Here is a 23,194-nt window from a genome sequence, read left to right on the forward strand (position 1 = left end):
TTGGCTTCTCCTTGACCGTGACCTGCATGCTTAACCGGACCGAATCAGAGAGTCCACCGTATGAATCGACGGTTCGTCGTACCGACTGATGGCTCCGATCGAGCGCGACACGCATTCAGTTACGTAGTCGAGATGTTCCCGAACCCCGACGTCACGGCACTTCACGTGGTCGACCCCGTTGAGGCAGGCTACGGTGGACAGACCGACGACCCCGGTCACGCTTCCGACTGGCGTGATACGGAGGGAACCAATGCCGACGGTACGTTTGAAGTCATCCGCGATTTGGCCGCGGAGGCTGAGGTGACTCTTTCGACGAGGGTTGTCGAGGGACAACCCGCGGAGGCAATCGTTGCGTTCGCCGAAGAGGGCGAGTTCGACGGAATCGTGATGGGGAGTCAGGGTCGCTCCGGTGTTTCACGGGTGCTGCTCGGGAGTGTGGCCGAATCCGTGGTGGGTAACTCGTCGATTCCCGTTACGGTCGTCAGGTAATAGCAGAGCGCCCGTCGCCGACCACGAAACGACTGGGGTTCCGGTACACGGCCGCCGGTAGACAGTATCGTCGGGGTTATGGCCACGCGTTGGCGAAGAGAAGTATGGACGACCGACTCGGGACGAGTCTTCACACGGGGCTTCTCGTTACCGTAGTCGGGGCGTTCGCGTGGGCAAGTGGCCTTCCAGCACTGTTTCCTAGCCTCGGTCCCTCGGCGTTCGTCCTCGCGATGTTCCCCGAGAGCGAAGCGAGCAACCCCCGGCGTGTACTCGGTAGCCACATCATTGGGGTGGTTGCAGGACTGGCCGCCTACCACATGTTCGGAGCAGGTCTCGTAGCAACCCAAGAGACGGTTCCGTTTTCGCTCGCCAGCGCACGCCTCGTCGTCAGCAGTGTGGTCGCTATCGTACTGACTGTCGTCGGAATGCTCTCGTTACAGGTCCGTCACCCTCCAGCGTGTGCGACGACGTTAATCGTCTCACTGGGGCTGCTCTCTGGATTAATCGAGGGAATCGTAATCATTGTCGCAGTAGCGCTACTGGTGGGGGTGCAGACGGCAATCGTCCTTGGCCCCGAGTTGACAGCGCGACTCAAGACGATTGTCACCAACAACTTCTGACCCTCTTTGACAGTCGTCGAACAGACCGCGTTCGTTCTCGACTGATTATGATTCGTCTTTGATGTTGTGTCTATCCGTATCGCATCTTGCTTATTCTGGTGTTGCCCGCCGATTCTCGACGACCCGCACGTGGACCGTGACTGACCGGTCGGTTCCTGCGGCGATTCGTTGGCGGAGCGCTTCGGGGAGTTGTGGGTACTCTGCCGACGCTGGTCGACTCACGACCACAGTAACAGATCCCTCTTGACCGAACAGGGCCGCGCCACTATAGTCGGTTTGGACTCCTACGAGTTCGAGATCAGAGTACTGTGGTTCCGTGAGAACGTCGTTGACGTTCCGGTTGACCGTCTGACCGAACAGGAAGAACTGGTAGGTGCTGAAAAGCACCGCAACGACGAGTGCGACGAGCGCGACAGTCGCAAGGGCAGAGATGATTGTCTGCGGCGAGAGTGAGAGAGTCTCCGAAAATCCACCGAGGTTCGAGGGACGGTAGCCGAAGCCGAAAAGCGAGACGAGGGCGCTGATATTGATGAACACGACGTTGACGAGGAGTAACGCGAGTCCACCAAGGGCCGACAGTGGTTCAACCCAGACGAGTCCGATTCCTACTGCGGCGGCGGCCGGAACGACCGCCGCAGCGACGGCGACACCGGCAATCGCTACTGGAAGGTCGGTTGAGAGAGCGAGTGCCCCCGCGGCTCCAGCGACGACCGCGATAGTGAGCGTAGGAATCGTCGGCGTCGTGAAGGCGGCGACCTGTCCGATTTCACTGATTGCGAGCGACGGTGGAACAAGAAACCCCCACCGAAAAACGGCAGCCGCAAAGGTAGCACTGATCATAGCGACTGCGAGTCCGAGGAGCTGTGAGCGAACACTCGTGGCCACCGACTGCACGTTGCCACTTACGATACCGACACTTGCCGACAACGAGGACCCGGCGAACGGTGCGACCACCATCGCACCGACGATTACGATGGCAGAGTCGAGCAGGAGACCCGCTGTCGCGAGAATTGCACTCAGTGCGGCGAACACCACGAACATCGGCGTCTCAGGGGTAAGCTCTTGAGCTTTCGTTCGGAGTTCGGCATGCGAGAGGCCGATTTCATCTTCGGGCCCTTGCGTGTAGCGGCCTTCCAGCTCGTCGAAATGGGGCGTAGTCGCGGTTTCAATCTCGGTGACAATAGTGAATGCATCGTCGGCGAGGCCCGCATCGGAGAGGTCGTCAAGCATCTCTTTGACCGCACCAGCAGGCGTTGGAAAGTACACGATTGAAGCGTCATTGCCCGCCGCCTCGTCGGCAATGACGTAGTCCGCGTTTGCGTTATCGAGGACGTCAAGCACACTCTCTCGGGACTCGTCGGTAACGCGAACCTGTATCAGGCGCATCCAAGTGGTCGACGGTGGAGGGCCAGATAAGTCTGCAGATACGGCTCAGGAGTCACCGAGGGTTTCGGGGTCGACGTCGACCTCCCCGGGATCGCCAGCCTCGATTGCCTGTCCGTAATTGATCAACGCTACGAAGACCGTCCCGCCTACGGCGTTGCCGATTGTCGTCCAGAGCAGGAAGCGGCCGAACCCTCCGACGGTGACGCCCGTACCGAGGAACAACGCCGAGAGTACTTCGGTGGTACCGAGCAAAGCGTGATGAAACGGACCAAACCCGATTACGCCGGTAATCATCCAGATCAGTAGTACCTGGCCGACTGTGTCACGGCCGGCCGCCACGAGCCACGTTGTAAGGCCCATCAGCCAGCCCGCGATGGTAGCGCTCATGAGGATCTCCCACCACGAGAGAGGAATCAACGCGCTGGCGAGGGTATCGACGGCCTCTGGCGTTGCGATGTCGAGGGGTGGTCCGGCGACGGCGATCAATCCGGCGAACACTGCACAGCCGAGCAGGTTACCGATGTACACGATTCCCCAGAGTCGACCGAGATCCCGAAGGGATGCCCGCCGGTCGATGACCGGGAGTACTCCGAGGGTCGTGTGGGCAGTGAACAGTTCCGTCTGTCCGATGATGACGATGACGAATCCTATGGTAGAAACGTTCGCCAACACGAACCGCTGAACGAGCGACGATTCGAATCCCCCGGAGAAAGTGAGCACCATTGCCATGAGCAGCGCGCCGAAGCTCACGTTGAGACCAGCTGCGAGTGCTGAGAGAAACAGTCCATCCGCAGGTCGTCTAATCTGTTTGAGTGCGTTTTCGAGTTCTCGGCCAAGTATCTGCCGGGCGGCGAGCGTCGGTTCAGGGGTACTCTCACCCTCAGAGGTATCCGATTCCTCGGTCACGTCAGACATCCTCCCTGGTCTGTCGACCAGTTGTTGTTCGAACAGCCGGAACGGTCATTTCAGCCCTAATTCGGCCTCTCGACCATTGGTTTGGGGTTGGAAATTGGCCTCGAGCCATGGACTTACTCTGACTCACCCTGGAGATCGGCCAACTCTTCGTAGCGTGCCGATTCGAAGTACTCTGTCTCCCGGAGGACGAACGGGCCGATTGCGAGCGTGCGCTTCATCATTGTGAGCACTCGAAGGATGTAGGCGAGTACCACTGCGAATGGGGCGAGGGTGAGCACGTACAGCCCACTGATGACGAGAAATGCGACATCGATACCGAATAGCTGTGTCCCGAACAGTTGTGAGGCATCGAATGTGAGCATCACGTAGGCGGCTATCGCCAACGACGGCATCGCGCCGTAGAGTACCCCCCGCGAAATGTTGATAATCTCCCACTGGACGTAGAGCGTCTTGAAGTGCTCGCGCGCTGGCCCGAAAAATCGGAGTGCCTCGATCAACTCGTCGAACGACTGCTTTGCATCCGAAGAGAGCGACTCGGCATACTTCGCCTTGAGGTTGCGCGCTGCGTATATCTTCCACGAGTAGTTGTAGTTGAGGACAGGGAGCAACACACCGAACGACCCGAAGTCCGTGTCGGTCAGGTCGTCGCTCACGACCTGGCTGTGTTCGATGAGGCCGTCGGTGAAGCTCTCGATTTCCTTCAGTTCGTCAGCGTTCGGTCCCTCGGTGACGGTGTCCCTAAGCGCCCTCGTGCGCTCGTCGGCCGCTTCGATGAGCGTTCGGAGAAATCGGGAGGGTTCGGCCGGTGCGACGTCTATCCCTGCAGTGTCCTCGACTTGCTCACGGAACTCGGTTTCATTCGACATTCGCTCTCGCTGTTCGCCAAGCGGACCGATCTCCTGTGAGAGGACGAACTGAGCAATCGACAGAACGAGTGTGATACTCGTGACGAGCGCGATTACGACCGAGCCAAAAAGCGACGTTGTTGCGGCCGTCGTGACGAGCCTCCGTATCGAACTGGGACCGAACACCTGTAACAATAAGAGCGGGATGTACGCCAAAAGGAGGAACACCGTGGTGACGAACAGACGGTTCGCGGTGATCAGGAACCAGATCTTCAGCCGACTCTCTCCAACCCGCTCGCGCATCGTGTCGGCCGGTCGTGTGACACTCTTAGAATCAGTCGATGTTTCTGTGTTACTCATCGCCGAGCACTCCGTTCACGTAGTCTAGATCTGTGAAAGATTGGGGTTCGTCGTTAGCCATTATTCAGGGTATCCTGTCGCCATCGGTAGTAACGTTGAGTGTTTCAATCGTGGTCCCGTTAGCGGTATCGCTGGCAACGATTGTTGCGTCCGCGTTCGCTGGCAGCGTCAAGGTGACGCTCGTCTGTCCGGGTGAGACGTTCACGGTTGAGAAGACACTTCCATCGACACTGATTACGGTGAGTTGAGTGGTGTTCGCTGCCTCCGGACTGGACGCGAGCGTGGCGCTCGCTCGGACCCGTTGACTGGACCACGGCTCGTCCACCGAAATATCTTCAAACACGCTTGAATCCGCCGTGTTCACTGTAATGGAAGGGTTCAGTGTAAGACACCCTCCGAATACCATACTGACAACCACCAATACGGCGAGAAACACCTGCTGCCGAGAAGTCTTACTCATGTGTTCAGACCTCAACCGCGACAAGTGATTCGACGGTGACCGTCGGGGGAGTTCCCAGTTCAAATATCGGCTCTAGCGGCAGGTCAACCGCTATTCGTGGTTTCTCCATTTTTAGCTATATCTTAGTCCAGCGGGTGGGATAAGTTCGTTTCCCGCGAGGTAGCCCTCCGACGTAGTGAGGATGCTTTCCTGTGCCGGTGAGATCGTTTGGTAACTCCCTGAGTAAGTCGCACCTAGATGATGTGGTGATCGGTTGCGGTTGTGTTATGCGAAAGATCCTTCTCTGAAGGTAGGTGAATATGGAGAACTATTTCTCGTTCGACCAAATGAGCACAATAGTTGATATACGTCGCTATTCCACGGCCTCCATATCACATCCACCCCTCTCTGTCTAACAAAACCGGTAAACGATGCACGACTTGTCTCAAACCGATTCGGCGCGACTCAGCTGGTAGATGCGTGCCGAGAGTCTAACAGGGGTGGTCCCATTGGTCGTACTTGTTGCAGCGGCTACGTAGAGCGATTTTAACGAGGGACAGGTGGGACGATGCAGGTACCTCTGACAAACCCTGCAACAATCAAACCTCCCGCAAATATTGTAAATTTGCTGTTATAGTAAAAACATTGACTAGTTGATATCCCTGAGTGATTGGAGCAAATTTGAGGAAAGCTGGGGTGAACCCACTTATTGTGTTCACCACTACCGGGACTCGATAGAACACCAGATAGGAGTGCTTGGTCCGACTCAATCGAGAAAGTAATCGAACACCACCAGCGGCGCGACGGCGACGAGAGCGACTAGAAGTAGGACGGCCATTGCGATGACAGAGAGGACTGCAACTCCGGCCCCGAACGCGGGGGTCCCGACTCCACTCACCGTCCCAGTGGCCCCAATGACCTGCGCTGGTGCAGGGACGCCATTTTGCTTCGCGAGCAACGCAGTTGCGAAGGGAGGGGGTTGGTTACCACTGACCTCCACGGAGCCGCTGCCCTTGGCATTGGGCATCGACACCGTGAGATTCGATCCTACCACTTGCCGATTGGCGACGATTGCTTCGCCACTCCCCTCACCGGTGAGCGTGACGTTTTGGAGGTAGGCTGGGTGTGGGCGATTCGGGGTCTCGAAGTCGTTCATGAAGCTACTCCCCGGGGCGTCGACGGTGATGCTCGTGTATCGGGTGTCATTCCTGATCGTCGTGTTCCGAACGACGATGCCACCGTGTGAGCCATCGACGGTGATTCCGCCCCGACAGCCGTTTTCGATATCGAGCATCTCGATTCGACAGCCGTCAACGAGTCCGCCGGCTTCGTTCCGACCTCCGGGTACTACCGCGCTCGCTGACTCCCACACAATTGGGTTCATCCCTGGTGCTTTCCCACCTCCGAGCAGGTCGTTGACGCGTCGGCTGCGCTCGTAGTTACACTGGATCGTACAGCGACGGGCCCACGACCGCCCCCCACCGAGTCGGAGTGCAGTCGCGTGGTTATCGACGAACACGCAGTTCGTGAACCGCCAGCCACCGGGTGTGCGCGAGACGTAAGTCGCACCGTCGCCCCCCGCGTTGTGCACTCGCGAGTTCCGAACGTACACCAGCCCGCGATGCTGTGCCCAGGAGGCGAACGCCGAGTCGTTCTCGGCGTGACCGGACACCTCTGTGGGAGATGTCTTGACAAAGCCGTCGACGACGCCGACGCCCTGTGGGTCGCGCACCTGCAGTGTCAACGAGCACTCCTGATGGTTGAACTCCTCCATGTCACCGGAGACTCCCTCCCGTGGCGAGAGGCCGACGTGATGGACGTTTCGGACGGTGAGTCCCCGATCGACGGTAAGGCTCATGCCGACGCCACGGCCGTCGCCGTTGACCATCGTGAAGTTCTCGAAGCGGACGTCCTGCCCGCCGTTCTGGTCGACAAGGAGCATCCTGCCAGTACCGTGAAGTCGGACAGCTCGGGGGGAATCACCGAGGCCACGAATCCCCCATCCGTCGCTTTCGGTCGTGACGGGCGCACCGAGGCGGTAGTCTCCCGGCGGAAGTTCGACGACTTCGCCACGGTCGGCAGCGGCCTGCAGTTGTGCGTCCACTGCCTGCTGCCCAGTCGTATCAAGTTCGAGGTCAGAGACCCCGTTTACAACCTGCGTGTCGGAGCGGGCGCTCCAGCGCTGGTCAATCGCTCGAACATCGCGTGCCTCGAGGTGGTCGAGTTCGGTCGGACCTGGAACCTCCGGGGGGTCCACCGAGTACTGAGACTGCGGACTAGCAGCTACTGACTGAGCGCCAAGGGTGGCGGTTCCCATTGCGACCCCACCTGCTGTGAGAAACCGTCTCCGGGTGAGTGTGGAAGGCTCGGTCATCGGGTGCCTCCACGACGGCCAGTGACGAGCACGAGAACAGCTGCAACAGCGAACGCTCCGCCAAGAAACAGCCCGACGAGTTGAAGCGGTCTGAGAGATGTCCAATTCTCTGTTTCGGGTGGTGCAGGCGACGACCACTCTGTCGTCGTCGCTGTCGCGCTCGGCGTTCGGGGTTCGGTCGACTCCGGAACCCGTTCAATGGTGGCTGTCTCTTCGACCGGTTCGTCGCCGACCGTGTACGGTCGATCGACGGCTCCTCCCTCGTCGAATCGTGTGAACTGTTCGTCGCCGCCATCATGGTAGAGCACCGCCGCAATGCGCCCTGTCGCTCCTGGCGAGAAACGGCCTGGAGAAAGTTGGACCGTGACGTTCCGATGCGTACCGGCGTCGAGATACCCCGAAACACCGAGTGGGTCCGGACGACCGTCGAACACGTATCGTCCGCCATGGACAACGATATACCCACCATCGGGCAGGGTGACGCTGTCCACCGTGACCGTGCGGTTGGTGAGCGTCTGATCATCGAGTTCGACATCCGCTCGCGCTTGGGAGACGCTCGGCGCGCCGACCACCGTTGGTATCGACCCGCCGAGGAGTGAGAGACAGAGAACCGCTCTAAGAACTGTTCGACGCTTATTCTTCTTCGCCGTCGACCTCGTCGGGGTCGGTTCGGAGTTCCCACAGCGCCGATTGACGATGCAGGTTCTCGACCCACCCTCTCGCCTCCATGAGCTGGAGCCGGTTTCGAACGTGCGTGCGCGAGAAGCCCGTCTCGTCGACGAGATACGCCTGCGTTCGCGCACCTTCTCTGAGAAGGTCGAGGATTTGCTCGTCGGCGTCCGTCCGGTCTGCCATCTTGCCGACATTCATCTGCCTCGATAATAGGTCTGTTCGTCTTCCGGCCACACGCTCTCGCTTCGCAATGCGTCTACATCCGCACCGTTCGCACACCTGTTGTGGATATCTATGTCGCACACTGTGTGTGCATACTCGGTTGCCGCACCGAAAACTTTTCGTCTACGAGGTGCATTCGTCGAGCGTATGGTGAAGAAACCCACCTCGGTGGCGGCGACCACCCCTGGGCTGAACACAGTGACAGCGCTCAAGAGCAGAATCCGACGGTTCGACCACCGACTCGAGGTGTGGATTACGGACCTCTCACGATGCGGACTCGTCGCGTACGCGGGGGCGATGTGTGCGCTGATGGTCGGCGTCGGGAGCCATCTCATCGCCCTCGTCGTCCCTGCAGTAATCGGACGGGTGTCCGCACAAGGGGCCAGTCAGGCCGAGGAGATCATGTGCCAGACGGGAGCTGGAGACGCGGTGACGCTGCTGTTCGGTGGGCTTGCACTGCTCCTCCTGTTGGTCGCTGGGATACGACTCACCTCGGGGTTGAATAAGAAGGGAAGCCAGCGCTCGGATAAGAAACGCGAAGGCGACGAGCAGCTCAAAGGAGCCGCCTACTCGGTCGGTGGGGTCTTCGCACTGACGGCCTTCCCGCTCATTCTGGAGCAGATTGGACTCTCGACCATCTCCTGCGTGCAGTTCGCACCATTTTGAGTCCATGACTGCACGGGTGGGAGGCGTCCGTCCGGCACTCGTCATCGCTGTCTTCGTTCTTCTCTCGTGTCTCGTCGGACCTGCTGCAGCGACCGTGAATGAAGAACGAGTTGGTGTGGCCAACCAGTTCGACCAGCAGGCACCCCCGAACGGAACGAACACGACGCAGAACGGGTCCAGCCCGGTTGGCGTGTCACCGACGGCTACGAACACGACCAACACGTCTGGCAGCAGTGCTGGCGGTGGGTTCGGTATCGGCATCCCAGATCCGGTCGACCTGCTCTCGGAGATGGTGGGGGCACTCGCCGACGGCCTCATCGGCCTCGGTGAGGGTCTCATCAACACGTTCAACGGCTTCGTGTTCAATCTCCCAGCGCCCGGCGAACCAGACGACCCCAGTACGTGGGCGACCCCCACCGACGGGACGTGGTCGGGGGTACAGGGGGCGATGGGATTCACCACCGCACTCGGCATCTCGGTGTGGGCGCTCGCTGGTGGCCGGGCATTTCTCGAGAGTGATGAGCGCTCGCGTCGGGCCGCGTTTCTCCGGTGTGGCTACTCGGGGGTGATGATTCTTCTTGGGATTGCGATCACGGCGCTGACGCTGCACCTCGCCAACGGCATCATCCAGGGCCTCGCCCCCGACGCGGAGGCGTTCTTCCAGACCCCCGAGGACGCCTCTAAACTCGTTGTCGGGGGTATCGTTGCCTTCATTCTGGGGATCGTCCAGACGGCGACGGTGATCGGCGCGCTGGTCGTCCTCGCACTCGAACGGATGCTGGTCTACCTGACGGTGTACCTGTGGCCGCTCGCGTGGGCCTGCCGGGCACACGACGGCTTCGTCAAATCGCTCGGCGAGACTGTGACGTACCTGTTCGGCGCGGTGGTCGCGCTGAAACTCGTCCAGGCGCTCATCGTTCGCTTGCTGTTCGAACTCCCACTGTGGGGGGAGGGCGCCGGCACCACGCTCGTTTCGATGTTGATGACCGTCGCCGGACTGGCGTTCGCGTTCATCATCTTCCCGAAGAACATGATCGACCACGCCAACAACGCTGCGTCGGTCTCGCTCGGGATGGGTGCGGCGACGTCCCGTGCCGGGGAATACGGAGAGCGGTCGGTCGAGCGTGTGTACGACCGCGTCCACGGCGCCTACCAATCGTATGACCGGGGTGGGGGTGAGAGTGCGGCGAGCAAGCCGTCGGTTGGCTCGGTCGGCAGCGACGGACCGTCAGATCAGAGACGACCAGCGACGGGAGCAGCCCCGTCCCCTGGTACACAGCGCGTCTACGTCCGAGACTCGCCGAGTGACGACGCTGACGACGGGCTCGACGCCAACGAGTGGGAGCGCCATCGCGAACGCATCGACTACGACCGAGACAGAGGGTTCCAGTAATGACACGACAGCAGACGACGATCGACCGCGCACAGGCCGAGACGACGAACCGCGACCCGACCCAACTCGTCCCCCAATGGGTCGACACCGGGATGCGGGTGCGCATCCCATTCGGCGACGAGGTTCCAGTCCGGAACTTCCTGTACGCCAGTCCCGGTGGGGCGTGTCTCATCGCGGGCATCTACATCCTCCTATTCGGCGGCAGCATCGCTCTTGCTGCTCCCCTCCTCGGGTTTGGGGCACTCCTCGCCGCTATCGGGTACCGGATTGCCCGTAGCACGGACTACGCTGTGACAACAGCCGCAGACCGTGTTCTCGGCCCGCTTCGGTTTCGTCGGTTGCAACGTCGACTCCCGTTCACCCAGGAGGAAGCCGCCGAACCAGCGCCTACGGTGAGCTGGTGGCGTCGCATCCTGCCGTTCACGCCAGACCACCAGACGCGGGCACACGACGTCGCTCGGATCCTTGAGGGCGGTCTCGCCGAGATGAACGACGGCCGACTCGTCGGGATGGTCCGGCTTGAGGGACGAAACACCGACCTGCAGACTGACGAGGAGGCCCGACCGATGATCGGCCGCCTTCGGACGGCGCTTGACGAGGACGTGACCGACATCCCGTTCCGGCTCTACTCGACGAGCCTCGATACGAATCCTGAGGACGTGACTGCGGCCTATCGCCGCGCGTGGCACGCGACGTACACTGGCGATGCGTGGCGGTGGATGCGGGAGTACCTCCGGTCACTCGTCGGCTGGGAGAGTGCTGCGACGACCGACCTCTGGGAGAGTCGGGAGTGGCGCCACTACATCGTGATCTCGGTCGCTCCGGACGATGTTGACCTCCCGACGTTCGATGAATCACAGGCGGTCGACGAGGAGCGCCTCGCGGCTCGCCGACGCCGACAGCAGCGTGCCGAGGTGCGCGACCGTCTCGACACTGTTGGGGGAGCCTTTCGACAGACGCCGGGTGTCAAGACGACCACCGTTGGCCCGGCCGAACTCGCGACCATCGTTGCGCGACGGTGGACAGGGACGACCCACGAGTTCGACGACACGGCAGTAACGAGTGCAGTGGACGCCGCAGTGTGGCCACACGCTAGCGAGCCTGCCTCGAAAGACGATGTGGCGACAGACGCCCCCCACAGACCGGGAGCAGTGACTGTCCACGATGGCAACCAGGGGGCGACCGTGGCTGTGACGACCGTTGCACCAGGGTCGGTGCCTCCCGGCGGAGACACGTCCCTCGGGCGTCGGGCGACCCCTGACGGTGGGACCAAGACGTCGGCCACGAGTCGTGACCGCCCAGTCGCCTCCAGTACGCAGGCGTATGATAACCCCGATGACGACCCCGAACTCGACAGCGACGAGTCGGCTGACGCGTCGCTCTTCGCTCGCGTGCGCGATGGGCTGTTCGAGACCACTGACCTCGACAACGAATCCCCAAACCGGATAGCTGACCTTCTGGCGGGGGTGTACGATGTCGGTGACGGCTACGTCCGCGCTGGCGAGCAGTACGCCCGGACCTACTGGATCGCTGGCTGGCCGACCGAACCGCGCGAGAAATTCCTCCGAGAACTCTACACGCTTCGAGGGGTCGACGTCGAGGTCAACCTTCGGTGTGAGCCCTGCTCGAAAGACGCGGCGATGGCGCGGGTTAAAGACCGTATCGGTGAGGTAGATGCTGACATCGCCGAGCGAAAGGAGGCCAGCGACGTCACGGCGATGCTTGAAGAGCGGGACATGGACCCCTACACCAAGATGTTCATCCTCCTGCACGAGACACCCGCGCAAGCGTGGCACCTCACGGGCTATGTCACGGTTCGAGCCGGGACGCGACAGGCGCTCGACCGGGCAGAGGAGTACCTGGAGGATGGCCTCGTCAACCAGAGTGACCTCTCGCTCGACGTCACGAAACGGCAGGCGCTTGAGGACGCGAGCAGTCGGGTACAAAAGATTCTCGAGCGCTCCCCTGCACAGTTGACGCCCGTCTCATCGCCCCACCGGCAGGACGAGTTGTTCACTGCGGCTGGCCCGCTTGGGCGCGACGCCTACGCCGAGGGCTCTCACCGTGAGCGGTCGGCGTTCACGCTCTCGGGGACCATCGCAGCGGCGTTTCCGCCGGTCGCCCCGACAGTCCAGCAAGACGACGGCGTGCTTGTCGGTCGACTCTCGAGTAACGGGTCGGCCGTCACGCCGGACCCATTCGCCCCAGGGCCTGCTCACCAGTTGGTGGCTGGTGACTCGGGGAGCGGCAAGACGACGTTCGTTGAGAAGAAGGCGCTCCGCTGGTGGGCGCAGGGTGAAGATCGAACGCTGATTCTCTGCGATACGATGGGTGAGTTCGCTGGAATCACACAGCTGTGTAACGGCGAGCGCATCACCCTGGACGGCACCCAGACGATCAATCCGCTCCACATCGAGGCGACGCCGGACGAGGTGCTCCAGCAACTCGACGTGGCACCGTTCGAGATGAAGTTCCAGGAGGCGGTCAACTTCATCCTCGACGTCATCGCGAACGACCCCGCTACCGCCGACCGATTCGCACCGCTGGTGAAAGACGCCGTTCGGGAGACCTACCGTGACGCAGGCGTCCGCCCACGAGACCCCTCGACCCATCGTGGTGAGAACAGCCCGACGATGGCCGACCTGCGAGCAACCGTCGACGACATGGGCGAACACCCGAGCGAGTACGTCACCTCGACACTGGAGGAAGAAGAGATTCGGAATAATGCCGGTCCACTGCTTCGACGGCTCTCCGGGTTCAAGCAGGACGGCGACCTGAGTGCACTGACTGGCGAGACCGAGACGCGCATCAAACCCGGTGGCGTGTCCTATCTGGACCTCCAGCAGATCGAGGGCCTCGGTGCGGCGGCCGACAAGAGCACGATGCTCATGCTGATGCTCGGGCAGGTGTACCAGGCCGTCAAACGCTCGAAAGGCCCTGCCGTGTTCGTCATCGACGAGGCGCACTACCTGCTACAGAGCCCGGAGATGCTGGCGTGGCTCCAGCAGGCTGCCCGGCACTGGCGGCACTACGATGCTGGGCTGTGGTTCGTCTCGCAGCACCCCGACGACTTTGCCGTCGGCAAAACCGACGAGATTCAGGAGTATCTCGACGCGATTCGCGGTCAAACGACGGCGACGACGTTCTTCGCGACCGAAGACCTCACTGATGCGACCGCCGCGAAGTACGGACTCAACGCACCACAGGCTGAGTTCATTCGTGGGCGAGCGACACGCGGTGAGGCTGATGTTGGCTACACCGACTGCTTGATGGCGTTCGAAGAACGCGAGGGGTGGCATCACGTCGAAGTGCGCCTCCCGCCACTGGAGTTGCTTCTTGTCGAATATGACCCCGAAACGCACGGCGAATTTGAGGAGTACTTGGAAGCACGTTGGTCCGCTCGTCAACGAACGAACGGAGGTGACCACCCATGAGTGTGTTCGACCGCGTCCGTGACCAGCACACCGAGGAGTCGACCGGCTATGAGGCCACGTCGATTGGTGGTGACCTCGCTGACGTGCTCGCTGGTTCAGTGCAGCGACCAGCTGTGACGGTGCGGCCGAACAAGGACAATAGTGGTATCGAGGCGATGGACGATGTCCTCGAAGCATTGCATACGGTCGAGACCGACTCCCCACGGTTCCGGGGCAAATCCAAGAACGTGAGTCCGGCCCACGCCTTCGAGATGCGCTATGCCGCGCCGACACCGCAGAGCGAACGGGTGGTCACACTCCAGTACATCGCTGGCTCCGATGGCCTCGCGGGGACACTTCGCCGGCAGCTGCAGACGCAGTACCCGGACTCGCATGTCGACGAGACTGAGGCGACGTTCCTACCGGGGGCAGGGGCCAATGGAACTGACCAATACGTCGCCGGTGCGCGGCTCGCCCTTCGCCGATACTGCCTCTATCCATTGAAGAACGTCGACCTGCCAGGCTTTCGGACCGACCCCACCGGGAGTATTCTCGAGGAGATGGTGGGCACCCAAGAAGAGGGCGCGGCGGACGCGGACGTCGCCGTCCAGATTATGTTCAAACCAGCCGCCCGCGACTGGACGCAAGGCATCACCGGTGGCTACGGTGTGGCAAACGACGGCGCCGCCGCCGCCGCCCCGAGCATCGGAACGCTCTCGCACAATCTCAAGCAACCAGGATACGAGAAACACCGGCTCCCCATCGGCAATCTCCCGATCCTCGGGGCCGTCACCCGGTTCATTCCCGGTGTCGGCCACGAGGTGATCGAGCGTGACCCATCCACGGTCGATCGACAGGTTGCGAAACTACTCGAAGAACAGCAGGGTGAGAAGGGCTGGCGACTCTGCCTTCGGGTTGTCGCCGTCTCAGACGACCCTGAGGAGGCTGTCACCCGCGCGTCGAAGACGGCCGGCATGTTCCGGAACTTCTACGAGTCGAGTTCGGAGCAGACGTTCGTCCCACAGCCGCTTGCTGGTGAGGCACTCACGGAGATGCTTCGCCGGGCAGGCCACCGGGAGTTCAGCGATTCGGGCATGGTGAAGGCCCAGCGAGAAGTCGCCGGACTGGTCAACGTTCCGGAGGCCGACCACGTCAGCACGAACAAGATGCGGTGGTCGCTCTCACGGCCGGGGGAGGGAGTTCCTCCGAACACGCCACGATTCGACTTCGACGCCCACGATGTCGCGGGAGCCACGAGGGCCGAAAAACAACTCGCGATGCTCGATACCGATGACCCCAACGCTCCGTTCTGGTTCGGGTTCGGTCGCAAACACGGCATCGAGGCCGGTCTCGCGGCCGCGATACTGAACACGCACATCTTCGTCGGCGGTGGCACGGGCAAGGGCAAGACGACGTTCCTCACGAATCTCGTCTCCCAGATCCTGCGGCGTGGGCACGGCGCGCTCGTGTTCGACCCGAAGGGCGTCGATGCCGACGAATTCATTCGGGAGTGGCCCGCCGACCGTGACCCCGAGGAGTTCATCTTCGTGGACTTGAGCGACGACTTCGACAAGCAGGTGCGATTCAACTTCCTCGAGGTGCCGACCGACGCACCGCCGGACTCGCGGGCATTTTCGTCGGCTGTCGAGGCACTGTGTGACGATTTGGTCGCGATGATGGCGCAGGCCGGTGGCGACGACCAGTACTGGGGGGCGCTGATGAACCGCGTCGCTCGCACGCTCATCCGTGGGATGGCCAAGTCCGAGCGGACCTGTACGCTACTCGACCTCGCGTGTTGTTGTGCGGCCCCGGAGAACCGCGCACAGTTTCACGAGTGGATGAGTGAGGAGCGAATCCACTTCATCGAGGAGGCAGCCCGGCGGATTCGGATGAAAGAAGAAGACGACCTCGAACCGCTCGCGGGGCGTCTGGACCAGTGGATTCAGAACGACGCCATTCGGAATCTCATCAGCGCCACCGAGTCGACAGTCTCGCTCCAGGAGGTCGTGGAAGAGGGTAAGGTGGTCGTCGTCCGGAACGCACCAACGTCTGGCGAGACCGAGAAGCGCCTGTTCGCCACGGCGTTGATTCGGCGAGCGTGGGTGGCGGCCCGCGAATCGACCGACGCGCCGCCATTCTATGTCGTCTGTGATGAGTTCGACTCCATCGTCACGAAGCAGTCGAACATCCACTCGATTCTCTCGGAGGCACGGGCGTTCGATTTCTGTCTCACGCTGGCCTGTCAGAACCCGTCGAATCAACTCCCGGACCGGGTCGCCCAAGCCATCGCCAACCAGTGTGAGACGTTCATCACCTACAATCCCGGCGGACGACGCGACGCGAAGCTGATTCAGGCCCAGCACTCTCCGGATGTCGACTGGGAGGACCTCACCAATCTCTCGAAGTACCGCTTCTACATGCGGACGCACGACAGCAACGACGAACTCACCCACTCGTACACGGTCGATGCGTTCCCGCCGACGGCCGACGTCCGCCGGGAGGTCACCGGTGAGTCTGGAATGTCTGACGAGGATCTCCAGTGGTTCAAACGCCGCAGCATCGCTCGCAACGGGACGGAGCGACCGACCGCACTGCAGCAGAAAGGCGAGTCGCACTTCTACGATATCGACTATGAGCAAGGTCCCTCGACTGGTCTCGCTGCAGAGTCTGCCGATGAGGCAGCCGATAGGCCACGCATTCCTGCCACAGCAGAGCGCCGTCAGCAGGTCTGCAAGGCCCTCTACGATGAAGCGTTACAGACTGGAAGTGCGGACGGATACGTGTCGGCCAACGACTCAGCTGACCGCATCAGCGAGTATCTCGACACCACTGTGGAGCACCGAAGTCAGCTCTGGTCACTCATCGACGACATTCCCGAAGAATATGTCGAGATAGAGCCCCGCGATGATGGGGTGTCCCTCCGGTGTACGAGGGCTGGTGCGACAGCGATCTTCCAGACCGGTTCTGGCACCACTAGTGGTGGTCTCGGTCACAGAGCGTTGCTGAAAGACGCGTACGACCCACTTTCGACACTCGGGCTCCGTCTCGAGTTGCCTGAGCAAACCGGTGCCGATCAACCGGATGGGACCGGGACGGCGGCCCACATAGTCCCGTCAGTGGAGACGGATTCCACGATGTCCCTCCGTGAGCGCCAGCGGTTGACCACCCGCGCTGCCGAGGAGTTCGCAGCGAGCCATCCACGCCTTGCTTACCTCACCGACGGTGGAGCAGTCACCATCGAGGCGGAAGCATCGACTGGTGAGACGAAGCCCGCGCAGACGCTGTTCAATCTCGCACAGGCTGTGAACAGCGGTCGGCGATGTCTCTTCGTCTGTCGCGAGGACGCAGCGTCGTCGATCTGGAAGACGCTCACCGACCCACCGTACCGCACGACACATGGCGTGGCCGATGGGACACGGTTCTACAACCACCTCCCGCTTCGCATCGACGGGAACGAGCTACTCCGTCCAGGGAACGGTGAGCGAGCTGTGTGGACGCGTGACGATGACGGTGCGTATCGGCTCGCCGACCGAACAGGAACAGAGCACGCTCGATTCCCAACCGCGAGTGCGGTGTTCGACGACCCGAGTCGATACCCGGCAACCAGCGCGACCGTCGATGCCGATGACGACGCATGGATGTCTGTTCCGAGGCCGTTCATCCCCGAACACGCGTTCGAAGGTAACCTCCCCGCTCGCGATGACTGGCACATTCTCGTCGTTCCGCCGGATGCGACTGCTCCGGACGACCTGCGTCTGTTCGTCGATGGCGAGATGGTATCGTTCGGTGAGACGCAGTGGTTCCGTAACGAGTCGCTGACTGGTGACCTCGAATGGAGTGAATCGCTCGATAGTGACGATGATAACAGCGGAGAGACTGACCGCTCCCAGGACAGACCTGATGGAGACGACGAAGATGACCCGGACGAGACAAGCGACGGGACGCGCTTCCGGAGGTTCTAATCGTGGAGTTGGTTTTCGACGGCCGAGGCGAGCGTATTATAGGCGCTTTTCAGGTCCGTGATATCGGTTTCCATCGCCTTGATGCGCTCCTCACGCCGATCGAGGTCCCGTTCGAGGTCCTCGATATGGTTCACGAGGTCCTGAAACGTTGTTGGGGCAGTTGGCCCTGGGCGTTCGAGATATCTGCCACCGCGGTCGGTGGTGTCCCAGCATTTCGAGGGCGACCCGCCACCCTCCGCCTGACGACCGACTACGTCGACGAGTTCCCATTCTTCGAGGCGGCCGAGGTGGTAGTGCATACTCCCGGAGGGAACCGAGACCGCCTCCCGCAATCGGCCAGTCAGGATACCCTCGTCTGCGGCGTGAATGGTCGCGAGCAGTTTCGCCTGATCCTCGGAGATCTCCTCGTCGATTCGGTCGAAATCGAGCGCGTTTGTATCGGAGTCATCGGGGGTCATCGGGACATCTCGACGAGTTATAATCGAATTACGGCCTTAGAAATTACGGCTCTAGTACAGCCTGTCTCAGATTTTCCGAATACTATACTCCTCATGGAAGCCCTAATCGTCGAGAGCGCTGGTGACAGTCAGACTCCGGTCGACTCCTGGTTGAGCAGGGTCGGCCTGGCGAGGGTCCAACGAGTCTATCGAGCGGCCCGATGGAGCGGGCCGCTTCCAGTTGCCCCGCGAACTATGAGTGAAACACAGACTGAACGATCGACTCACCAAGGCATGGACAGTCTGGTCGATAGCGCGATTACTCTAGCTGAGGTGGGTGCATAGTGAGCCGAGACGTCCCGGACCGTAGTACCCTGCCGGACGTACTTGTTGATAAACAGCAATGGGTCGGATGGCGCTCGGAAGAACGCGATGGGAAGCAGACGAAGATTCCAATCGATCCTGCAACGGGGCAGTACGCCTCGTCGACGGACTCGACGACATGGGGAACGTTCGAAGATGCGGTCGACGTTGTGGTGAGTGGCGACGGTGCCGGTGTCGGGTTCGTTTTCACAGAGGAGGACCCGTTCGTGGGGGTCGACCTCGATGACTGTCGCGACCCTGAGTCGGGCGAACCGGAGCAGTGGGCCGCTGAGATTATCGAGACGCTCAACTCCTACACGGAGGTGAGTCCATCCGGAACGGGCTACCACGTCCTGGTCCGTGGGACGCTACCAGAAGGTCGGAATCGCCACGGCGACGTCGAACTGTACGAGACGGCGCGGTACTTCACCGTCACGGGGGCGTATCTGGGCCGCCAGCGAACAATCCACGAGCGGACGGCTGAACTGGCGACAGTCCACGCCGAGTACGTTGCCCAGCAGACGATGCCAGCCAACGAGGCACCTACTCTGGGCGACGGAGCGGACCTTAGTGATTCGGTCTCATCTGAGCACCGCGATGGTGCGGCTGAGCCGACGAGGCTCTCGGACGAGGAACTACTGGACCGAGCCCGGAATGCGACGAACGGTGAGAAGTTCGAGCGCCTGTGGTCAGGGACTATTGCTGGCTATGACAGCCAGTCGGAGGCGGACATGGCGCTGTGTTGCCTGCTCGCGTTCTGGACCGGTGGTGACTGTCGACAGATGGACCGCCTGTTTCGGGAGTCGGGGTTGCTTCGCGAGAAGTGGGATGAGATTCACTTCGCCGATGGATCGACGTACGGTGAGAAAACGATCGAACGAGCCATTGGAGCAACGAGTGAGTTCTACAATCCCGAGGGCAGAGAGCAGGCATCAGTCGACAAGCAAGGGAAGAGTTCGCTGTCAGATTCGGCGCAGTCGGCATCGACTCGGAAACTACGAGAGCTCGTCGAGGAGCACCACCAGCTCACGGGCCGCGTCGAGAGGCTGGCCAAGACCGTCGACCAGCAGGCTGACCGGATCGACACCCTCGAGCGGCAACTCGCTATCCTTGAAGGAGAGTTCGACTCAGCGCCGATGGAACCACACAGCCAGAGTGTGGCGGACGAAGACGCTGACGACGAACGCGACTCTCCTACAGAACGGACAGAAGCATCTCACAACAGTAACCACACGGTGGAAGCAGAGCGCGGTGACGACGCTGCGAGTACCGACTCGGACGACTCGTTTGTCTCGCGGACACGTCGTTTCCTCGGGCATCAGTCGGACGATGCCTAGTCCAGATCGTGAACGCCGACGACTCGCGCACCTATTGCAGACGATTGGAATTCGATCTTGCCATGTCTCTTCTGCTGGTAGAGCCGATTGCTGGCGATTTTCGGACGGTCGCTTCACATGGCGACGTGCCTATTTGACTATGCCCGGATGTTACCCCACAGCGTTAGAGCGTGGTACCAACGTGGGGTAACACGTCGTAAATCAACGGGTGCAGTCGAGTGCCGAGGTGTTTCTGTTGGGCGAGTGGAATGCACGTCTCGATGAGAGGCACCACACGGCGACGTACGCTTCTCCACGGGTTTCGCTGCTCAACGCCCGCTACGGTCCTACTGTGACCTGGACGGTCTTCCCAGAGACGTAACGCCTGTCGACCCGAGAGTTCAGCCCCCTCCGGACATCCCTATGATTCGTTTTCAGCCTGCTTATTGCCGATGCGTTAGTACCGACATGCACCATCTGAATGGCTCGTATCCTCTATCTCTTCGTCGACGAAAGTGGGAACCCTGACGACGGGAACGTGTTCTCGCTTGTCGGGTGCTGGTGCGTCTCAGAGCGAGATACCGAGAACGATGTACTGAGTTCGACTCGGGCGAAGCTGATGAACCACGTCCGTGAGAATCACAACCCCGATGTCTCCGAACTCAAGGGGTCGAAATTGCCACCCTCGCTCATCGATACACTCATGGCCGTCCTGCAGCAGACCATCTACTCCGATTCCACAATCGAAGCCACCGCCGTCTGGGACCACGAGTCCCCGATTCGCTATTCTGTGTACAGTACGACCCCGGCAATCGTCAGCGAGTTCCTTTCTGGCAGAATCTCTGCAGCGCTCTCGACGGGTCAGATGCTTCGGGTGATGAGCCTCATCTCGATTATCGACCCGGTGTTCCGTCGGGGCCTCATCGACCTCACCGATATCGACGCGTTCAGAGTGGTGCTTGACGACACCGTGTGGTCAGGCCCAGCGGACATCGTCGAGGAGTGCTTTCGAGCCTACTCGCAGGACGCGCCCCTCGATGCCACCGAGTTCGTTATCGGCAACAGCCGAGCAGTGCCCGGGCTTCAGATCGCTGATCTCGCGGTCTACTCGTGGACGCGAAATCGACACCAAGGGGACTGTGAACACGCAAGTCAGGTTGTCCGTGACTATCGGGTATGAAACGTAGACCATCGCCGCCAGAGAGCTCAGCCCCTGCAGAGAGGGATCATCGTCTCTCCGCGGCGATGGAAGGGCCGTCAGGGACTCAGCCCCTGCAGAGAGGGATCATCGATCCCCGACGGCCCTTCTCACCTGCACATTACCCTTCGACCAACTAAAGCATTGCTCCCGGCTACGCGTGTATCGCGTTGCAGGCAGCCGAGATGATGCTGTCACACGACGGTGGCAACACTTCGCCATGCTTTGCTCCACATTCTGGAAGTGGACGGGTACGCATTCTCCATCCCTGAAGTGCCCTGAGTCCGGTGAGACCGGTTCGGGACAACCAACGCGAACAGTAGTGGTTTCGAGCGGGACACCGCAGTGAGCACGGGCAGTGGACCGACGGCCGAGACTTTGTGAGCAATGGGGTAATGCCGATAGCTACTGAGCTGAACGGGAAGGTGGGTGTGTCTGCTGGGGGGTCCAGCGTGGTTCGTCAATAGAGCCGACATCGGGGGCGTCGCGGAGCAGGTATGTCGTTTTCACGTAGCCACGAGATGAACAGCTGCAGAAACTGGTTTGGCCGTCTCCCTGCTCGGTGCTGTATGGACGAAGATGTCGTTCAGGTCACGCTCGACAGGATGAGCGAGGACGGTGAGCCTGTCGGCGTTGACGATGCCGGACGAGCGATTCGTGTTCGCGATGGCGAGGTGGGAGGCACCTACCGAGTGGTCGTCATCAAGACGGTCAATGGCCAGTATCGAGGGCGTATACGGGCCATGAAGGACCCAGAGACTGGCTGGGGGCCAGTGCACAGTCGTCGAGGCCTCTCCGACAACTCGCCCACCACCTATTGAACGATAGTTTCTAGACGCGCGTCACCGGGTCTCTCGACGAGTCTGTTGTTTCACAGCCGTGAGCGCGCGTTCTCTCTATTCGGATAGCGCATCACCTCCTCGTCCGAATTTCTGTTACCCCACGAATACCAATAGAGTAGGCGACGTGGGGTAACGACTCGCTGAACGACTGGTGCGTCCGCCGGTGGTGTTTCTCGGCCCCCGAGGGGTGCAGGGCGCACGGCAGCGCGTTCGATCGTGAGCCTGATTTCAGTGATGACCCGACAGCATTCGACAGCCGACAGCACCGCCCGTGTTTCGTTTACCGACACTGAGGACCGCGCCGACCGGATGAGTGGCGCCATCGACGACTGGCTCGACCAGTTGTGCGAGGGCGTTGCAGATGCAGCTACGAACGAGCAGTTCCAGCAGTGGCTGGACGTGATGAGTCGGTTTCACGAATACTCGACGCAGAACCAGTTGCTCATCGCGCTCCAGAACCCCGATGCAACCCGCGTGGCGGGGTTCAACACGTGGCGTGAGGAGTTCGACCGCACCGTCCAAAAGGGCGAGCAGGCCATCTGGATCTGGGCGCCGATCATGGCGAAGCAGTGTCCCGCGTGTGGGAACAGCCCCTCGTACTGCGAACGCTCGGCGTGTGAAGGGACAGACGTTCCAACTGACGAGTGGGAACGCGGTGTGGTCGCGTTCAAACCCGTCCCCGTGTTCGACGTCTCTCAGACCGAGGGCGAGCCACTTCCCGAGGTGGACATGGCCGCGTCTGGAGACGCCTCGACATTCGCTCCCGCGTTAGAAGCCGTCGCGCAGGGGCGGGGGTACGACTACTCGCTCGTTCCCGAGGCCGAGTGGATGCATGGGTCGGCCAAGGGCGTCTGTGCCCCGATGTCTAATCCGCCGGTCATCGAAATCCTCGAATGCGGAAACACTGCCGACCAGACCCGGACGGCCATCCACGAATTCGCGCATGCCGAACTCCACGCTGAGCGCTCGGACGACGAGCTCTCGACGACGGAGGTCGAAGCCGAGGCTGTCGCGTACGTCGTCGCCCAGCACTTCGGGCTCGACGCGAGCAACTCAGCGTTGTACGTCGCCGCGTGGAGTGGCGAGGCCGTCGACACTATCGACGAGCGACTCGGGCGGATTCGACGGACCGCTCGTGAGCTCATCGAGGCGGTCCGATCGCACGTGACTCTCGAGGAGGAGCCGGCCAGCAGTCGGTAACTGGTGGTGTCGGTGTGTCGTTCTGGCCCGCCCCGCTCGGCGCGTGCCGCCCTCCGCTGCGGCCCTCGTTACACTCGGCCCG

The 23,194-nt window shown here is 61.2% G+C and carries 17 protein-coding genes; 10 read left to right on the forward strand and 7 right to left on the reverse strand.

From position 1 onward, the window contains the following. The first annotated feature begins 60 nt into the window (after positions 1–60). Together M1L36_RS14425 and M1L36_RS14430 are read left to right on the forward strand one after the other, a co-directional pair. Positions 61–489 (forward strand): universal stress protein, encoded by a 429-nt coding sequence (locus M1L36_RS14425; protein WP_250874426.1) that lies wholly within the window; start codon positions 61–63, stop codon positions 487–489. A gap of 104 nt (positions 490–593) precedes the next feature. Further along, on the forward strand, positions 594–1,109 hold the full coding sequence (locus M1L36_RS14430) for an HPP family protein (protein WP_250874427.1): 516 nt from the start codon (positions 594–596) through the stop codon (positions 1,107–1,109). 90 nt (positions 1,110–1,199) lie between these two features. On the opposite strand, the gene M1L36_RS14435 is transcribed toward M1L36_RS14430, so the two are convergent. The 6 genes from M1L36_RS14435 to M1L36_RS14460 all read right to left on the reverse strand — a co-directional run bounded on the left by M1L36_RS14435 (position 1,200) and on the right by M1L36_RS14460 (position 8,283). Next, positions 1,200–2,495 (reverse strand): TIGR00341 family protein, encoded by a 1,296-nt coding sequence (locus tag M1L36_RS14435; RefSeq protein ID WP_250874428.1) that lies wholly within the window; start codon positions 2,493–2,495, stop codon positions 1,200–1,202. A gap of 45 nt (positions 2,496–2,540) precedes the next feature. Beyond that, entirely contained in the window at positions 2,541–3,410 is an 870-nt protein-coding gene (locus tag M1L36_RS14440; RefSeq protein WP_369694250.1) for a formate/nitrite transporter family protein, read from the reverse strand. 113 nt (positions 3,411–3,523) lie between these two features. Next, complete coding sequence (locus M1L36_RS14445; protein WP_465262092.1) at positions 3,524–4,615, reverse strand: DUF7972 family membrane protein; 1,092 nt, start codon at positions 4,613–4,615, stop codon at positions 3,524–3,526. A gap of 1,205 nt (positions 4,616–5,820) precedes the next feature. Continuing rightward, a complete protein-coding gene (locus M1L36_RS14450; protein WP_250874431.1) occupies positions 5,821–7,371 on the reverse strand; it encodes a hypothetical protein in 1,551 nt (516 codons plus the stop codon). A 53-nt stretch (positions 7,372–7,424) separates the two neighbouring features. Next, complete coding sequence (locus tag M1L36_RS14455; RefSeq protein ID WP_250874432.1) at positions 7,425–8,000, reverse strand: DUF7282 domain-containing protein; 576 nt, start codon at positions 7,998–8,000, stop codon at positions 7,425–7,427. 61 nt (positions 8,001–8,061) lie between these two features. Further along, positions 8,062–8,283 carry a helix-turn-helix domain-containing protein gene (locus tag M1L36_RS14460; protein ID WP_250874433.1) on the reverse strand — a complete coding sequence of 74 codons (222 nt, stop codon included), beginning with the start codon at positions 8,281–8,283 and terminating at the stop codon, positions 8,062–8,064. Between the two features lie 186 nt (positions 8,284–8,469). On the opposite strand from M1L36_RS14460, the gene M1L36_RS14465 reads away from it, so the two are divergent. The 4 genes from M1L36_RS14465 (at position 8,470) to M1L36_RS14480 (ending at position 17,756) form a co-directional block, all read left to right on the forward strand. Next, on the forward strand, positions 8,470–8,988 hold the full coding sequence (locus M1L36_RS14465; protein WP_250874434.1) for a hypothetical protein: 519 nt from the start codon (positions 8,470–8,472) through the stop codon (positions 8,986–8,988). Between the two features lie 115 nt (positions 8,989–9,103). Further along, a complete protein-coding gene (locus tag M1L36_RS14470) occupies positions 9,104–10,381 on the forward strand; it encodes a TrbL/VirB6 family protein (protein WP_250874435.1) in 1,278 nt (425 codons plus the stop codon). Further along, positions 10,381–13,815, forward strand: coding sequence for a VirB4 family type IV secretion system protein (locus tag M1L36_RS14475; protein WP_250874436.1), 3,435 nt, complete (start codon positions 10,381–10,383; stop codon positions 13,813–13,815). Before M1L36_RS14470 ends, M1L36_RS14475 begins: the two co-directional genes overlap by 1 nt. Continuing rightward, positions 13,812–17,756 carry a DUF8128 domain-containing protein gene (locus tag M1L36_RS14480; RefSeq protein ID WP_250874437.1) on the forward strand — a complete coding sequence of 1,315 codons (3,945 nt, stop codon included), beginning with the start codon at positions 13,812–13,814 and terminating at the stop codon, positions 17,754–17,756. Before M1L36_RS14475 ends, M1L36_RS14480 begins: the two co-directional genes overlap by 4 nt. On the opposite strand, the gene M1L36_RS14485 is transcribed toward M1L36_RS14480, so the two are convergent. Then, positions 17,753–18,214: a MarR family transcriptional regulator gene (locus tag M1L36_RS14485; protein WP_250874438.1), complete on the reverse strand. Its 462-nt coding sequence runs from the start codon at positions 18,212–18,214 to the stop codon at positions 17,753–17,755. The two genes, M1L36_RS14480 and M1L36_RS14485, sit on opposite strands and share 4 nt — an antisense overlap. A 323-nt stretch (positions 18,215–18,537) precedes the next feature. Here M1L36_RS14485 and M1L36_RS14490 point away from each other — a divergent pair, with 323 nt between their 5' ends. The 4 genes from M1L36_RS14490 to M1L36_RS14505 all read left to right on the forward strand — a co-directional run bounded on the left by M1L36_RS14490 (position 18,538) and on the right by M1L36_RS14505 (position 23,112). Further along, positions 18,538–19,893: a phage NrS-1 polymerase family protein gene (locus tag M1L36_RS14490; protein WP_250874439.1), complete on the forward strand. Its 1,356-nt coding sequence runs from the start codon at positions 18,538–18,540 to the stop codon at positions 19,891–19,893. Between the two features lie 460 nt (positions 19,894–20,353). Beyond that, positions 20,354–21,052: a DUF3800 domain-containing protein gene (locus M1L36_RS14495; protein ID WP_250874440.1), complete on the forward strand. Its 699-nt coding sequence runs from the start codon at positions 20,354–20,356 to the stop codon at positions 21,050–21,052. A 587-nt stretch (positions 21,053–21,639) separates the two neighbouring features. After that, entirely contained in the window at positions 21,640–21,891 is a 252-nt protein-coding gene (locus M1L36_RS14500; protein WP_250874441.1) for a hypothetical protein, read from the forward strand. A 330-nt stretch (positions 21,892–22,221) separates the two neighbouring features. Next, positions 22,222–23,112: an ArdC-like ssDNA-binding domain-containing protein gene (locus M1L36_RS14505; protein ID WP_250874442.1), complete on the forward strand. Its 891-nt coding sequence runs from the start codon at positions 22,222–22,224 to the stop codon at positions 23,110–23,112. Positions 23,113–23,194: the final 82 nt, after the last annotated feature.

This window comes from Halomarina rubra, from assembly GCF_023699475.1.
GTDB lineage: Archaea > Halobacteriota > Halobacteria > Halobacteriales > Haloarculaceae > Halomarina > Halomarina rubra.